General features: G+C 44.1%; 12 protein-coding genes. 8 read left to right on the forward strand and 4 right to left on the reverse strand.

Annotation, left to right across the window (positions count from 1 at the left end; translation table 11 throughout):
• The first annotated feature begins 273 nt into the window (after positions 1-273).
• The gene (locus H6F98_RS09055; protein ID WP_192218333.1) at positions 274-2,721 is read left to right on the forward strand and encodes a zinc metalloprotease HtpX; all 2,448 of its coding nucleotides are present in this window, start codon (positions 274-276) and stop codon (positions 2,719-2,721) included.
• A gap of 67 nt (positions 2,722-2,788) precedes the next feature.
• Here H6F98_RS09055 and H6F98_RS09060 read toward each other — a convergent pair whose 3' ends face one another.
• On the reverse strand, positions 2,789-3,784 hold the full coding sequence (locus H6F98_RS09060) for a cellulase family glycosylhydrolase (protein ID WP_192218334.1): 996 nt from the start codon (positions 3,782-3,784) through the stop codon (positions 2,789-2,791).
• Positions 3,785-4,136: 352 nt separating this feature from the next.
• Between H6F98_RS09060 and H6F98_RS09065 the strand changes: the two genes are divergently transcribed.
• From H6F98_RS09065 to H6F98_RS09075, 3 genes are all read left to right on the forward strand, one after another.
• The gene (locus H6F98_RS09065; protein WP_192218335.1) at positions 4,137-4,571 is read left to right on the forward strand and encodes a hypothetical protein; all 435 of its coding nucleotides are present in this window, start codon (positions 4,137-4,139) and stop codon (positions 4,569-4,571) included.
• Positions 4,572-5,390: 819 nt separating this feature from the next.
• On the forward strand, positions 5,391-8,006 hold the full coding sequence (locus H6F98_RS09070; protein WP_192218336.1) for a glycoside hydrolase family 9 protein: 2,616 nt from the start codon (positions 5,391-5,393) through the stop codon (positions 8,004-8,006).
• A gap of 519 nt (positions 8,007-8,525) precedes the next feature.
• Positions 8,526-8,669 carry a hypothetical protein gene (locus tag H6F98_RS09075; protein ID WP_192218337.1) on the forward strand — a complete coding sequence of 48 codons (144 nt, stop codon included), beginning with the start codon at positions 8,526-8,528 and terminating at the stop codon, positions 8,667-8,669.
• 415 nt (positions 8,670-9,084) lie between these two features.
• Here the strand turns inward: H6F98_RS09075 and H6F98_RS09080 are convergent, their stop codons facing one another.
• From H6F98_RS09080 to H6F98_RS09090, 3 genes are all read right to left on the reverse strand, one after another.
• Entirely contained in the window at positions 9,085-10,104 is a 1,020-nt protein-coding gene (locus H6F98_RS09080; RefSeq protein WP_192218338.1) for an aldo/keto reductase, read from the reverse strand.
• Between the two features lie 147 nt (positions 10,105-10,251).
• The gene (locus H6F98_RS09085) at positions 10,252-11,325 is read right to left on the reverse strand and encodes a peptidoglycan-binding protein (protein WP_192218339.1); all 1,074 of its coding nucleotides are present in this window, start codon (positions 11,323-11,325) and stop codon (positions 10,252-10,254) included.
• Positions 11,326-11,483: 158 nt separating this feature from the next.
• Positions 11,484-12,404 (reverse strand): N-acetylmuramoyl-L-alanine amidase, encoded by a 921-nt coding sequence (locus H6F98_RS09090; RefSeq protein ID WP_192218340.1) that lies wholly within the window; start codon positions 12,402-12,404, stop codon positions 11,484-11,486.
• Between the two features lie 390 nt (positions 12,405-12,794).
• Between H6F98_RS09090 and H6F98_RS09095 the strand changes: the two genes are divergently transcribed.
• From H6F98_RS09095 to H6F98_RS09110, 4 genes are all read left to right on the forward strand, one after another.
• Entirely contained in the window at positions 12,795-13,397 is a 603-nt protein-coding gene (locus H6F98_RS09095; protein ID WP_192218341.1) for a TIGR04282 family arsenosugar biosynthesis glycosyltransferase, read from the forward strand.
• Between the two features lie 49 nt (positions 13,398-13,446).
• Entirely contained in the window at positions 13,447-14,136 is a 690-nt protein-coding gene (locus H6F98_RS09100; RefSeq protein ID WP_192218342.1) for a TIGR04283 family arsenosugar biosynthesis glycosyltransferase, read from the forward strand.
• 161 nt (positions 14,137-14,297) lie between these two features.
• Positions 14,298-14,471, forward strand: coding sequence for a hypothetical protein (locus H6F98_RS09105; RefSeq protein ID WP_192218343.1), 174 nt, complete (start codon positions 14,298-14,300; stop codon positions 14,469-14,471).
• Positions 14,472-14,558: 87 nt separating this feature from the next.
• A complete protein-coding gene (locus tag H6F98_RS09110; RefSeq protein ID WP_192218344.1) occupies positions 14,559-15,851 on the forward strand; it encodes a HEPN domain-containing protein in 1,293 nt (430 codons plus the stop codon).
• Positions 15,852-15,984: the final 133 nt, after the last annotated feature.

Genomic DNA, 15,984 nt, shown 5'->3' on the forward strand with positions numbered 1-15,984 from the left:
CCTGTTTGAATTTCGCAGCAGATATAGCAAAAGGCAGAAGGCAGAGGGCAGAAGGCTTTTATGTTTATTAGTAGTATGTGGTTGTTTGGGTCGTTAAATCTGTCCTAACCTTTAGGGCGACAGCTATAAAAAGCAGAAGCGCTAGGGGAAGCCAGGGTGAATAGGTGTAAGTTCCAATTCCCAATTCCCAATCCCCAATCCCCAATTCAGCAAATTACTTGATCGGAGATTACCCTTGTAAGGGTATGTTAAGGAACAGCATGAAAGAAGATTATGGCCTCTGTTCCCAATCCTTCGCTTGATACTGGTCTAGCTGCTCTGAAGCAGGGAAACTACCCAATTGCGATCGCACATTTTGAGGGTGTCTGTGAGACGGAGATAGACGATTCTCTGATTGTACGGGCTTCAAAAGGGCTAGTAATGGCATATTACCGTAGCGGTGACCCTGAAAAAGCGATCGCCCGTTGCCAATCCCTCGCTAAACATATTGATCCCAAGGTTAGGGAGTGGGCAACCAGTACCCTATCCAACTTGACAGGGGAAAACCTCCCCTCCCCTAGAGCTAAAAACTTTGGCTTGAGTAATGCCCCTCAAGATCTAGAGACGTTTGAGCCAGAAGGGCAAGCCAACAATCCAAATTCAGCATCAACAGGGTTTGTCGCTTTTAATCCAACTCCCTCCACTCCGAAAACACCACCACGGAGAACACCTTCTAAAATCAAGCAGCCGTTAACAGGTTCTACGAAGAATTTGCCTCCTAACTCCACAACTCAGGACAGGCAAAGCAACATTACTCCCACAGAAGCACCGATACCAGAACGTTCTGAATCTGTAGCAGAATACCCTACCCAACTTCCCACTCCTGACTCACCACGCGCCACGCCTCAACCTGCACTCTTCACACAATGGCGCAACAGCGGACGTGCTAAGGACTGGCGACCGCTCAAACCCCTGAAGTTTATACGCCTGTGGGCTGTGGAAATTCTCAGTGCGATCGCCTTTTTTTGGGTGCTGCGTTTTGTTGTTGAATTTGCAATGAGGCAAACGAACATTATTCTGGTCAAGTTGCCCATTTTCAGTCCGATTCAACTCTTCTACCGCAACCCAACCCCAGCACTCCTCATCATTCTGGGAATCCTACTAATTGCATCTCCCTGGTTAATTGATCTGCTATTGAAACGTTTTTATGGTCTTGAACCCCTACGCCTGTCGCAACTTTCCTCCCGTAGCCCAGAGGCGGGGAAGGTAATACAAAGTCTTTGCCGCAAACGCCGCATCCCGTTACCCAAGTTGGGAATTTTACCCACTAATGCCCCAGTAGCGCTAACCTATGGCAATCTCCCTCGCACTGCTCGAATTGTTGTCAGCGAGGGCTTATTGGCACAGTTAGCAGATGATGAGATTGCTACTATTTACACGACCCAGTTGGGACATATCGTCCATAGAGATTTTATCTTGATGTCTCTGGGCGTACTTTTCATCCAGCTACCCTACATGGTTTATTGGCTGCTCACCCAGTCAGGAGAGCGGTTAGCCAATTTGGCGAGAAATAAGTTTCCCTCAGCCCAGCAGATTCTTGTGCCAATTATCTTGGGCATCACGGGCGTGATTGCCTCTGTAAGTTATGGGATTTACTGGCTACTCCAGTTACCGTTGCTGTGGTTTTCTAGAGCCAGGGTTTACTATAGCGATCGCCTTGCTGTAGAAACAACAGGCAACCCCAATGGCATGACCCGTGCTTTACTAAAAATTGCCCTTGGGATTACCCAAGACATCCAAACCACTCGCCTAACTAGCGGCTTATTAGAAAGCTTTAATTTAATGCAGCCTGTAGGCTATCGGCAGGCAATTATCCTCAGCAGTTGTTCTCCCCTAACACCCTTTGAAGATGTTTTAACCTGGGACTGCACGAACCGTTACCGTGACTGGTTAATCCTCAGTACGTCTCACCCACTCCTCGGTGAGCGTTTAGCGATGCTTGCCCGCTACGCCCAACTCTGGAAGTTGGAGACTGAGTTAGATTTACCTGCGATCGCTCCTGCAACTCCTAATAATGCAGCACTGGTGTCCAAACTTACCAACATCTTTAAAGCCTTACCTCTGCTGCAAAGCACCCTCTTGGCTGGGTTAGTCTTGGGCAGTCTTCTCAGAGCTATCCTCTGGGTAATTGGGAAAATTAGCGATCAGCTCAATGTTTGGCAACTCATCTGGCTACACAACGCTGGCCCGTTTCTCAACGCTTGTATCATGATCGTGTTCAGCCTCTGCCTGTTTACCTGGATTAATCGCTACTTTCCCGATATCAAACCTGCGGCTGTCCGAAATGAACCCGATTTGGGAGAGTCTTTTGCCAATCCAGCTACTGTACCCGCCGATAGCCAGCCGCTTCAACTCACGGGTAACCTCTTAGGGCGTCGTGGCTTACTTAACTGGCTAGGACAGGATTTAATCTTGCAAACCTCCACAGGTTTAGTGAGACTCCACTACTCGTCTTATCTTGGTCCTTTTGGTAATCTTTTCCCTCAACGCACTCGTCCTAGCGACTTGGTCGATCAGCAAGTTACAGTGACTGGATGGTTGCGTCGGGGTGCAACGCCTTGGCTTGACGTTGAAACCCTACGTGCTTCTGGCAAAGTAGTGCAAGCCCAGTATCCAATCTGGCTAACACTGCTGGCGTTTGTTGCAGCAATCTGGGGAGCTTATTCAATCTGGGAAGCTTAGTCTCTACAAGTAGGCTGGGGATTGCTAAGAGGTCATTTATAAAGAAAACCTGAACGCTCAGCAATTGCTATTGATGTGCTTTGTTGAGAATAAATTGGGGTCGAACGGATGTGTTTTTGATGCTGTTTGGGTCGGTAACTGCCACCTCTAGACCCCAGCTATGCAAATCTTCAAAAAGTCCACTGGGAGTCATATCCATCTCATGGCAATCACTATTACCAGGTTCACCTCCCCACTCCCACGCCATCCAGCCAATTTCTAGCCGCTGGCTTTCTTTCAGAATATGCTGATATGCGATCGCTCCTCGACAACCTACTTCTTTATTCGCAAATTCTCCAACAATTAAGGGAATATTTAAAGCGACAGCTTTCTCCAAGGCAGCGGTAATTCTTTCCTTGTTATTATCGCTGTGCCACCAATGAACAGAAAACATTAAATTCTGGTCAGGATCTTGCTGTTGTAGCCAGGGTGCTGTGTTGTGGAGTTGTTCTACATTTCTCCCCCAACCTGATGCATCAATAACTAGAGGAACATGTATTCCCGCCTCTCGCATCCGGGTAACAGCAGTTTTGTAACCTGCTTTAAAATCCTCATCTGAAACATCCGCTCCTGCTTCATTAGCGATGTTTACTAACAAATATTCTTCATGACGCTTGATGACAGCAACTGTTGCTGGATTAACCCAATAGTCTACTACTGAGGGAAGTTTACTCCAATCTCCAGTCGCGTCATGAATTTCAATCATCGGAATCATCCCTAATTTAACGGTATTTCTGATGATTGCATCAAATTCTTCGGCTGGTTTTCCCATCATCCACATAATTCGGACAACATTAGCACCTGTTTTTTCAATTTCAGGCAAGCTAAACTCACCTGTTGGTTCTGCCCAAACTGCCATCCTGTTCACACCACGCAGAATAACTTTGTCTCCATCTTTTGCATAAAGATGTCGCCCTTGGACATAGAAACTAGGATCTGATGCCTGTACAGCAAAAGGAATAAATAAACCGAGTAACAAAAAGAAAAAAAACCCTAACATTGTTTGCCTGAATTTATTTTTCATTACACAAGTCCTTGTCTCACTACCGAATTACACTGTTTTTAGGTCTAAACGCTTTGCTATAGACAAACGAACCCTCTTGTGTCACTTTGGGAAATTCGACGAATTTACGTTGTTTCAGCCCACGATAAATCAAGGTTTTACCCCAATTTGGCAGAAGAGGGCTAAGCTGATGTGCCGTTAAATTTCATGGTTGGAAAAGAGCCAACTAGTCTAGGTTTATGTTTAAAGTGTATTCCTGAATTTAAACTCTTAGTAAAGTTTATAAAAGAGGGTGACAGCTTGACAGGCTGGGGTTTAAAGTCGATGGTTAAATTGACGAATCTGCGAGAATTTCTCCCAAAAAAAAATAGACATGTTATCTACTCTCCTCAAGAAACTAAGGATTGCTACCGATGGGGCTGAGTTAAAGTCTTGGAAAATCGATGAAAAGTTAAATCTGGAAACGTGTTTCAACTATACGTTCTTCGGAGAAGATAGTTTGATGCAAGGTAGTGTAGTTTTGCTTTCCGAAAGCAAGATCTACTCCAATTTATCGTTGACAACTTTTGGTTTAGCTCCTGCTACTTCACCTGAAGGTGTGTTTTGGCAGGAAGCTTCTGGGGAAATATTAATTCACTTCAATGTCAATTTTGCTGAAGGTGAGGCAGTTGAGTCATTGAAGGGTACGTTAACGTTATTCGATTGGTTGCTGCCAGAAAATCAGGGGAGTTGGGAAGCTAGCGTTCGCAGTCCAGATTGCGAGGTAGCAAAAGTAAAAGGGGCTTGGTTACGCAGCAAACTAGAGTAATTAAGGTATCGTGATCAACTTTGGAGTTTCTCCTTAATAATGCAAGCTTTGCCCAATAGAGAAAGACTTACGCATTTGCCTTCCAATTTATCTTGTGAAGGTGTTAAATTCGTAAGCCTGAAAGGGTTGTCTTATATTCTCAATTTTCTTGATGCTTGCTAGCTGCTGCCTCAGCCATATCTCTCAAATGTTTCAGCAATTTTGCTGACTTAGAGAAAAAAATAGATTTTTACAACCCATTTTACTTTAGTTAAGCGCAGCTCGTTGTATATAAAGTCAATGTACTGTAATCAAGGAGGATTTGAAATGGGTAAACCTATTACACTCTCAATTTCATGAACCTTGAGGTGTTTAACATTGCAAAACAAGTCAAGTTTGCAACACTAAATATGCTTTGCTACAACAATCAAGTTTCCTAAATTCCCCTGTTTTATTAACTCTAGTAAAAACTTATTTTATCACAACTTTATATATTCAAAATAATATTGATTGGCTTAGGCTTTCGCTTAAACATTACGTGAGCAAGCTTTGAGCTAATTCTCTATTGAGAGTTATTTAAATTCCAAATGTATTGCAAATTTAAACTTTTAATGAACCTTTACAAAAATAATGGCAACCATAGGAGAGAAAAATGAAGATACTTCATGAGAATTAAATCAAAACTCTAAGTTTTTGGCAGAGATAATTCTCAGTTAACCAACACTTTTAGGAGAGGCTTGCAGTTTCTATTGAGAGTCACTAATGAGCGGCATTTTTGTTAATGAAAAAGAAATATTGTCGCTAATTCAATCGTTGTGTACACCTTAGAACTGACCCTAAATGAATACTGTTCAATTCTCGGTAACAAATGACTGGGGTAGTGGCTTCACTGCCAATATGTCCATTGCTAACAATGGCACCAGCAACTTGAGTAACTGGACGCTTGAGTTTGATGCCCCTTTCGAGATTACAAACATCTGGAACGCGGAAATTGTTAGCCGCCAAGGCAATCATTACGTCATCCGCAACGCTAGCTGGAATGGTACTGTCGCTGCGGGTGCTACTACCGCCTTCGGTTTCCAAGCCGGTCCCGGCAACATAACCACTACCACCGATCCCAGTGATTACGTTCTCAACGGACAGCCGCTTGGTACACCAGGACTACTACCTACCCTCTCGATTAACGATGTAACTGTTACTGAAGGCGACAGTGGTACCACTAACGCAGTTTTCACCGTCAACCTCTCGGCAGCTAGCACTCAGACGGTAAGCGTCAACTACGCAACTGCTAATGGCACCGCAACAGCGGGTTCAGACTACACTGCCACCTCAAACACGCTCAGTTTTACCCCTGGTCAAACCTCACAAACCATTAGCGTGCCTATCGTTGGTAATACTCTTGCTGAGGGTAGCGAAAGTTTCACGCTCAACCTGTCTAACCCTACCAACGCCACTATCAGTGATGCTCAAGCCGTAGGCACGATTATTGATAATGATCTTGCCCCAGTACTCCCGCAGTTATCCATTAATGATGTCACCCTCACTGAAGGGGACAATGGGACTACTAATGCAGTTTTCACGGTTAACCTCTCGGCAGCTAACACTCAGACGATAAGTGTCAACTACGCAACTGCTAATGGCACCGCAACAGCAGGTTCAGACTACACTACTACCTCAAATACGCTCAGTTTTGCCCCTGGTCAAACCTCGCAAACTATCACCGTGCAAGTCAAGGGTGACACTCTTGATGAGGTGAATGAAACCTTTACCCTCAACCTATCTAGCCCGACCAACGCCACAATTGCTGATGCTCAGGGTATAGCCACCCTTCAAGACAACGATTCCCCATCGTCACCACAGCCAGGGGCTTTCAACTACGGCGAAGCGCTTGAGAAATCCATCTTATTTTATGAAGCTCAGCGCTCTGGCGACCTGCCTGCAACCAATCGTGTTGAATGGCGCGGTGATTCTGCCCTCAAAGATGGTGCCGATGTCGGCGTTGATCTCACTGGTGGTTACTACGATGCTGGTGACCATGTTAAGTTCGGCTTGCCAATGGCTTCCTCGATGACCATGCTCGGTTGGGGTGTTGTTGAATACCGTGACGCTTACGAACAAAGCGGTCAACTGCCATACATCCTTGACACTATCAAGTGGGGCACTGATTACATCATCAAAGCTCACACAGCACCCAATGAGTTCTGGGGACAAGTCGGACTGGGTGGACCCGACCATGCTTTCTGGGGACCAGCCGAAAATATGACTATGGCACGCCCAGCATTCAAGATCGATGCTCAGCATCCAGGCTCAGATCTGGCTGGTGAAGCGGCTGCCGCCCTTGCTGCTGCCTCGATTGTCTTCCGACCAACTGATACTGCCTACGCTGATCTTCTCCTCGATCACGCCGTTGAACTCTACAATTTTGCCGACACCTATCGTGGCAAATATTCTGATTCCATCCCTGATGCCGCCAACTTCTACAATTCCTACAGCGGCTACAACGACGAACTTGTCTGGGGGGCAACTTGGCTTCACAATGCGATCGAGGCTACTGGGGCAACCGACACCACCTACCTCAACAAAGCTGAAAGTTATTACCAGGGTGTGTATAAAGGATGGACTCAATCCTGGGATGACAAATCTTATGGTGCAGCTATCCTCCTTGCCCAAGAGACTGGTAAGCCCCAATACCGTAATGATGTTGAAGGCTGGCTAAACCACTGGACAGACAAGAGTGGTGGGGGTGCCACTTATACTCCCGGTGGCTTGGCTTGGCTTAGTCAGTGGGGTTCACTCCGATATAGTGCCAACACTGCTTTCCTTGCAGGCATCTACAGCGACACTGTAAATGACCCTAACAATCGCTACTCCGACTTTGCTGAGGGGCAGATTGACTACATTCTCGGCGACAACCCCAACAACCGCAGCTACATGGTTGGTTTCGGTGAAAACTCGCCGCAGAATCCCCATCATCGCGGGGCCCACGGCTCCACCACGAATAATATTAACGACCCTGTTGATAATCGCAACGTCCTTGTTGGTGCTCTTGTCGGTGGCCCCTCGGCACCTAACGATAATGCCTACACCGATGATCGCACTAACTACATCACCAATGAGGTCGCCCTCGACTACAACGCTGGTTTCACGGGTGCGTTGGCTCGGATGTATGGGGAATTAGAGGGAGATGCGATCGCTAGTTCTCAAGCAACGGTCAGTGGACTGACACCTTGGGACACACCAGAGCAAATTGCCAAGACCAATGCAGAGATTACGGGTGCGGAAATTGCCCTTGGTAGCAACACTACTTACGGAGAGGATAGCCAAGTTAATCTTGGGATGAACGATTATTACTTACCAGACTCTACGATTAGCTTGTCCGATCAAGCTCTAAGTTCCGGTATCCCTCCAGCTACGAATGTCGTGGGGGCTGAATTTGAAAGCCATTCTCTGATCTAGTAGATTACTGACCTCAGGAACAATTCCTGCAAAGTTGCTTGAGACAAAAGTAAGCCTACTAGGTTAAGACGTTAAGGGTTAGAGGCTTTTTCCAAACCTCTAATCCTCGCTTACAGATTTTCCAACACTTTTTTAACTAAAAGCTTCAGCCAAGTGGCGCAGTTTAATTGCGCTATTTGGCTGAAGTTAGCTATTATCCTCGCTAGGATACAATAACGATGATTGATAGTTCTCCCACTGGCGAATTCACGTGAGTGGGTTTTATTTTTTCTAGGATATATCCTGATACTTAACAATATTATATGTATGAGTATCTTAATTATGATCAGACCCTTGCCCTCTCTATAAAGATAGATTGGCTAGCCAGTTTGGAAATTGTCCATCTTTAAGCGCCAAACAGACCTGAGAATAGAGCGAATTTGCTCAGTTTGACAGTCAGTTAAACGAGTTGCACATGGCGGCGACGGGAACCCGTGTGAATTTTCTACTGTCAAAGAGTAAGCAGTTGAGGGCAAGAAAATGGAATTAATTCAAAGCTTTATCGCCATACCAGAAAAGGCAGCTAAACAACAGCTTCTGCAACTCAGCACTACCTCGAAGACGGAGGTTCAACAACAGGTAGAGAAAGTGTTGAAAGGCTTTCGAGCGCCAAAGCCCTCCTAAGACATACCATTTCACTCTTGGTGGATATAGCAGTTCTCAGTTAAATGAGGTAAGGCTAAAGGCTGTGAAACAAGCGCGACTAGTCAGGAAAACAAAAAAGCTGATGGCTGATAGTTGAGTGCTAACTGCTATAGTACAGGTCAAGGCTTTGGTGACTCTCGCTTTCAATACATTCTTTTTCTCTATTCCCGGTGCCTGCAATAACTCATGTGTAGCGATAAACCTTGAGATGGTATGAGTATACTCACCCAATTGGGTGAAGCTGCTTGATGAACAAGAGCAGTATTTCTTAGAAAGACATATCCTACTTTCCCCGCTACCTCTCCATCAGCAGCGGGGTTTTATTTTTTCCAGAATTCTCAAATAACCAACCACTAATAACGCTTGAGTGGCTTGAGTTAACCATTTCTAAGTTTCAACGCCGATATTCATCACCACAGTCACCAATTAGCTGATATAAATCTCGTGACCTTCCCAGTACAGCATCAAGCTGGTCGTAATCAGACTGGTCTAGCGCCACATCAAATACCCTGGCGTTGTCCTCGACATGCGCTGACACACTGAGGCGAGTACCGACAATTACACCCGCTACAGTTGGCTTATCTAGAATGTAGCGTGCGGCAATGTTAGGAATGGTTACGTTGTGTTTGGCAGCGATTGGCTTCAAGACAGAAAGCAGTTCTTGAAACAAACTCCAACCGCCCCAGGCATCAATCATGTTCTTGTATTTCCTCAAGCTAGCGGTAGAAAGTTCTCCGCCTCGTGGTTCTGGTTGTCCCAAATACTTTTCTGACAATAAGCCGCCGCAGAGGGTTCCGTAGGTGAAAAGCTTTATGTCATGTTCGGTACAAAATGGCACCATATTAACTTCAGGACGACGGTCAATCAGGGAAAACTGCACCTGATTGGAGACAATTTTGATACCTGCTTCAGTGATGATTTTCAGATGTTCGGTATCAAAGTTCGTTAATGCCAGGTGTTTAATCTTGCCTTCATCCTGGAGTTCGGCCATGTACTTGAGGGCATCTAAGTAGTTGTTATCCCGATAGTCCCACCAGTGGAATTGCAGCAGGTCGAGGCTTTCAACACCCATCCTCTGAAGCGAGATGTCAATGTTTTTCTCGACCAACGCCTTGGTCATTTGGGTTGGTCTGGGTACCCATTTGGTAAAGGCTTGGAGGTTAGACAAGGCTTCTTTTCCACGGGTGGCGACCAGTTGCCGCCTAAACTCTCCAATAAAGTCTTCTGCTGGGCCATAATGGTCTGCCAAGTCCCAGGTTGTGAAGCCAGCATCCAAATAATCAAACATACTTTGGATGGCGCGTTTTGGGTCAATGCGTCCATGGGCACCAGAGACTTGCCACATTCCGTTTAGGATGCGGCAGATGTTCAAGTTTGGAGTGAACTGTAGTCGGCTTGATGTTGGTAGGCTCATTGGGTGCTGAAGTTGAATGCTGCGTGGCGATATTACGGGATTACGCCATGTTTACTCAGATTTTAGGTCAATAGATAACGACCGCGATCGCATTATCCATTGACCTAAGTACACCATTGAACTTAGCTTCCCAGCCAGGAGACTACGCTAACGACCATCACTTGACCAGTGAGGAGGGTCGTTTAATAGTTTAATAACGCCATAGGAACTACCCACGGCATGAAGCGCTGTATTGTTGGTTCCATTTGGAGGACTGCCCACACTAACAATAGCTCCATCCGGCTTCTTAATTTTGAGCGTCCCTTCCCAGGTAATATTCCAGTCAATCGCGAGTTTTTGTGTGTGACGAGATTCCAATGCTACAGGATTTCCACCAACACCATAAGCCTCAACCATCTGTTCAGCCGCTTGCACTGACCCAGCATTGGTGTAGTGTACCCATTCAATATCAACTCCCGCCATCGCTGGCACATCTTTAGCCGCAATCTGTCCTCGGTCAATTTTGGCAGCATAGTGCATCAAGTAAGCACGTTCTCTCGGTCGATAGGTTGCCGCAATAATGGTCTGTGCGCCTGCATCGACTAATGCTTTCTGAAAAGATTGCACTCTTTCACGAAAAGGTGAGGCTAAATCAGAAATAGACCTGCTAGTGGGAAAGTACTCAATCCAATGAGGACCACTCAAGCGAAATCTAATTATTTTGGCATACCCGTTCAGAATATCCATGCCTAGGCTAAAATCTTGCCCCAGTTTTTGCTTAGTTGTCGCGGAAAGCTTGTTTTCAAAGTCACCCCGTAACCGTATATCTCTTTGCTTGTAAGCTTGCGCTAATCCCTCAGTACTTCTGGGTCCAAAGTCTCCATCTACTACTAAATCGGGAGATATTATTGTATTTAAGCTCTTCTGTAAATCTTTGGCTTCTGCAACACCGAAGTTCAGGTAAGTTAATAATAACTTTGCCGTGAGATTTGGAACTTTGTAGATAAAGCCATCGACTAAGGCTTTGGTATAAGTTGTATTATTGACAATTCCATTAACTGCCAAGCCATTTCTTTGCTGATAGCTGCGGGTTGCTGTTTCAGTTATGTCACCAAAGTCACCATCAACTGTACCAATTGGATACTCGGCTTCTTTTAAAAAGCTCTGCCAAGCCTTAACAATAGAGCCAGTAGAGCCATTTTTAATTGTGGGTAATTTAAGGACACTGAGATTAAATGCCATAGTCTTAATTAGAGTTAAATGAAACTATCTTGAACTTAGTAGTAAAAGCCAGGTTGAATGACCTGGCTGTACGCCTAGAGATTTGGTTAGAGTGATGCCTACTTTTTAGTTCATCTGAAGGAAGCTAAATCAGCATTTTTGTGTGGTGATGATTATTTCTAACCAATTAGTTTTCCCCAAGTTTGTGGTCCAACATTGCCATCAACAGAGATACCTTGTTGTTTTTGGTACTTTTCGACAGCAGCCGCTGTGCCTGAGCCATATATGCCATCTGTCTGAGCGCCTACACGGTATTGGACATATTTTACAACTGTTCCTGCTGCGTGATTTGCTCGGAGAACAGGTTTAGCGAGTATTTGATTAATCGCTAGCCAGGTAGTTGCTCCAGCAATTCCTGTTTCAGTGATATCAACGATTTGCTGAAAGTTGATGGTGGCAGCTTTCGTTTGATTACCAATTATGCCATCTTCTACTAAAGGCTTGCCGTTATCATCTCTAATTTTTAATCGGTTTAAAGCTTGCTGAAGTTCCAGTGTACTGGTTCTATCATCAGTATCAGGAGGCAGTGGACTTTGACCTGTCAATCCTTTTACGATCGCATTGGCAATATTTTCTGCATTGTAGCGATCCATATCGACTTTAGCATCGCAGAAGCAGGATTCTACCAGGATAGCTGGCGCATTTGTATTTTTAACAACATACAAATGTGAGCCATCTTTGACCCCTCTGTTGAAGAATCCCAGTTTAACGATGTTGTCTAGGATTCGCTTGGCGATGCTTCTTCCTGTATCACTAGTTGCAAAAACTTCGGTTCCGTTAGCTTGTTTGTTGAAAGAATTAAAATGGAGGGAGACAAAAACATCCACATTATTAGCATTGGCGATGCTACATCTTTGTTGGAGTGAATTACCGACGCTACTAGCACTGCTAGGTCTGCATCCTATCACTTGATGTCCAAGTGATTTTAACTTTAAAACCACTTTATTGCCTACCTCCATTGTTAGATCATCTTCCTGCCTGATGCCTTTTGCTCCAATGTCGGGAGGGCAATTATGACCGATATCGATTCCGTATTTCATGGAAAGTACCTATTAGCGATTAGAGGATTTGACTGGTTTTTGTAAGCTAAGTTTCCAGTCAAAACAGACTTTTCTATTACAACCTCTGCATAATTTAGTGTCCAGTCTTTCCTAAAAAAGTTTCAAATATTGTTACGGAGAGTTAATTAAATCAGCTAAAAGGTAGAAGGTAAGGGGTATACTCCTTCCTAATACCAAAATTATGCTAATCAAGTGGTCAATCAACTACTCAATTTTAGATTTGCGATCGCATAACGGGATGTGACAGTGTACAGTTTAAAGTTCTTGCCAGGAAATTGGTTGGGTGCAAGATTTTCAGTTAAAACCGACAAAATCACAGATATCCTTAGACTGGAGTTCAGTAGGCGATGACAAAGAAAAGGAAGAACTGTGAGTGAATGCCTAGTTATTTTTACCCGTTATCCAGAACCAGGAAAGACAAAAACACGACTAATACCTGTGCTGGGTGCAGAAGGCGCGGCAAATCTTCAACGCCAGATGACGGAACAAACGATAGCTAAGGCAAAGGCACTTCAGTGTGAACGTCAGATTTCCCTCGCTGTCTACTTCTCTGATGGTAGTCAACCGCTAATGGAAAACTGGTTAGGTACTAGCGTTGTTTACCGACGACAGAGTGATGGCGACTTGGGAACCCGAATAGCAGTTGCCTTTCAAACCGAGTTAGAAGCGGGTGTACAAGGCGTTGTGATTATTGGCACCGATTGCCCTGATTTGAATACTGAGATACTGACACAAGCGTTTGAAGCACTGAAACAGCATGACTTAGTACTGGGACCCGCCGCCGATGGGGGGTATTATTTGATAGGACTGCGTCGATTACTTCCAGAACTGTTTGTCGGAGTGAGTTGGGGAACGTCTCAAGTGCGGCAACAAACGGTAGAGATTGCCCAGAATCTTGATTTAGCGATCGCTTTTCTTCCCCTCCTTAATGATATTGACCGTCCAGAAGATTTGGTAGGACGAAGTTTTTGACTCTTTAGTCATCATTCATCAGTTTTTTATGCCTATACCTCTTCCCTAAATGGAAGCAGAAAAAATTTCGATAATTATTCCAGTTTTGAACGAAGCAAACACAATTAATGCGGTGTTGGCAAGAATTTTAGGTGCCTCGAATCTGGAAGTAATTGTTGTCGATGGAGGAAGTCAAGATGAAACCGTTGCACTTGCACAATCCGTTGGTGTTAAAGTAGTCGCGGCGACAGGTGGGCGTGCCAGTCAAATGAATGCAGGGGCAGCCGTTGCAACAGGTAGTATTCTACTGTTTCTTCATGCTGACACCCATTTACCACCTGCGTTTGATACCTTCGTTCGCCAAGTGCTGCTAGATACGGGAACAATTGCTGGTGCATTTGAATTGAGAATTGATGCTGAATTATGGGGAATACGTCTGATTGAAAAGATGGTAAATTTGCGATCTCATTTTCTCTCCCTGCCTTATGGTGACCAGGCAATCTTTTTACAAGCCTCTATTTTTAAAAAAATTGGTGGTTTTCCTAACCTACCAATCATGGAAGATTTTGAATTGATGCGACGTTTGAAGCGCTATGGAAAAATTGCGATCGCACCTGCACCTGTACTCACCTCTGGACGACGCTGGCAGAAACTTGGGGTAGTGAGAACAACGCTAATCAATCAATTAATCATCATTTGTTATTTCCTAGGGGTTCCCCCAGCAAAGCTTGCTCGTTGGTATCGGCAAAGACGTAACTAGTTAGGCACATCAGTTCACTTTATTACGAGTGCATCCCAATAAAAGCCAAAATACCGGAATGCGATCGACCTAGCTAAGGTGATAACAGAGTTGATAAAATATCGATAAAGTAGTTGGTGAGGAGTGGCAGATGTCAACGATTAAAGTTGAAGTTCAACTATATGGATACTCTGATTCCAGGCTGTTATGCTTGGTTCGGCTCACTTCATATCCGCATCGGTGACAGTGAGGCTGAAGAAACCTATGCAGGCACAATACATGGTTTCGTTAGTAGGGCGATAGGGCTACCGGGTTATTGGATATTTAGCACCTATCAGGGGAACTATGACCCTTGATAATCACACTCTTCAAAGTGTTCCCAACATTACGTCCGCCACATTACGAAAGCTAATTTTGAACAACTACTAAAGAGTTAATACTAAATGTTAGATGAGAATATTATTTGTAATTTTTTAAGCAAATCTATTGAGCAGCTCAAAGGTATTTTACCATCTAACTTACATCAGTGGAGTATGGTCGTACTTCAAAGAATAGATAACGGTTATCAGCTAGGGCACTCTGACAAACCTGATTTTTTAAGCATTCTTAGGTACGAGCAAGTTCGTAAACATTTATCTTCTTGGGATGAGTTTTCAAGAATTATAGACATAGATATTCGATATCAAAAAATCAAACAAGAGCATACTGAACGATTCAATGGTGGGGTAAGTTACTGGCTTGAGACTAACTATGTTGTTGAATCAATTTTTAGGGAATATATAGGGCAGCTTAATCAGCTAAAGTATGAAGAAAAATGGGCACATCAAATTGCTAGAAACTTACTGCGTTCCTTAAATGAAGAGATTTTGGAGAGTGTTTGTTATAGTGTAGTGCGCGGTCTTGAATGTGATTTTGAATGTCAAACTCTTTCAAAAGACATTCAACTCAGAAAATTGACTGACGATGAAATCTGTAGACTTATAGATCTTCAAGGAGCCTTGCTTCAAGATGATGCATTACCTATAAATCCTTGTGTACTTGAGCAGCGATTTATGATTCCTGTTTACCAGATGCAAGAACCAGATATAAACACTGCCGCTAAAAACTTTAACGAGATAATAACAGCATTACGACTGCTTAAGGAAGGGTGTGTAGAGATTCAAAATACTTATATGCGCTCAGAACGTCCAGGTCAATTAAGAGCAATCGGTGGTTCTATAGGCTCAATCAATAAACACTATCCTATTTCTCAAACTTACACCCTCTTTGAATCTGATATTCCAGCTTTAAAAGAAATCTTGACAGCTATAAAATTTGGAAGAATCCCTGTGCCGCTACAAACAGCAGTAGATCGGGTAAACTTCGCAGCGGAACGAAACAGACCTGATGACCAGCTTCTTGATCTATTAATCGCAATGGAAGCTATTTTCGGAGATTCGCAAGGCGCGATCGGTTACAAAATCAGATTGCGCTGTGCTGTTTTTGTCGAGAATGACTACGAGGAACGAAGTCGTATTAGCAAATTGATAAACGACGCATACAGTAGGCGTAGTGCGCTTGTTCACGGTGGTAAGAGTAAAAGTATGGGAACTTTGAAATTGACAACAGATGAAATCGTTAAGAAATTGCTAGTTCTTATCCGAAGAAGTATCAATCTTATTATCAAACGATTACTTTCTGGAGAAAATGTACCTAATGGTCAGGAGTTTGATAAGATGTTGCTTCAACAAGCGTGAAACTAGAGGCAGCAAAAACATAACATAGAAAGCCTAAAGCCTAAAGTGAGGCTTATCTAACAACACCTCAATGTGGTAATTCTCTCCGTCAGTTGCAATAAGAGCAATTTCAAAGAGTAGCTCCCCAATTTCC

It is taken from the genome of Microcoleus sp. FACHB-SPT15, from assembly GCF_014849525.1.
Classification (GTDB): Bacteria; Cyanobacteriota; Cyanobacteriia; order Cyanobacteriales; family Coleofasciculaceae; genus Symplocastrum; species Symplocastrum torsivum.

Excerpts from the sequence above, each read along its gene's own strand:
- H6F98_RS09085 (WP_192218339.1), bottom strand. The coding sequence starts at position 11,325 with ATGGCATTTAATCTCAGTGTCCTTAAATTACCCACAATTAAAAATGGC.
- H6F98_RS09105 (WP_192218343.1), top strand. The coding sequence starts at position 14,298 with ATGGATACTCTGATTCCAGGCTGTTATGCTTGGTTCGGCTCACTTCAT.
- H6F98_RS09090 (WP_192218340.1), bottom strand. The coding sequence starts at position 12,404 with ATGAAATACGGAATCGATATCGGTCATAATTGCCCTCCCGACATTGGA.
- H6F98_RS09065 (WP_192218335.1), top strand. The coding sequence starts at position 4,137 with ATGTTATCTACTCTCCTCAAGAAACTAAGGATTGCTACCGATGGGGCT.
- H6F98_RS09070 (WP_192218336.1), top strand. The coding sequence starts at position 5,391 with ATGAATACTGTTCAATTCTCGGTAACAAATGACTGGGGTAGTGGCTTC.
- H6F98_RS09060 (WP_192218334.1), bottom strand. The coding sequence starts at position 3,784 with ATGAAAAATAAATTCAGGCAAACAATGTTAGGGTTTTTTTTCTTTTTG.
- H6F98_RS09100 (WP_192218342.1), top strand. The coding sequence starts at position 13,447 with ATGGAAGCAGAAAAAATTTCGATAATTATTCCAGTTTTGAACGAAGCA.
- H6F98_RS09055 (WP_192218333.1), top strand. The coding sequence starts at position 274 with ATGGCCTCTGTTCCCAATCCTTCGCTTGATACTGGTCTAGCTGCTCTG.
- H6F98_RS09080 (WP_192218338.1), bottom strand. The coding sequence starts at position 10,104 with ATGAGCCTACCAACATCAAGCCGACTACAGTTCACTCCAAACTTGAAC.
- H6F98_RS09110 (WP_192218344.1), top strand. The coding sequence starts at position 14,559 with ATGTTAGATGAGAATATTATTTGTAATTTTTTAAGCAAATCTATTGAG.
- H6F98_RS09075 (WP_192218337.1), top strand. The coding sequence starts at position 8,526 with ATGGAATTAATTCAAAGCTTTATCGCCATACCAGAAAAGGCAGCTAAA.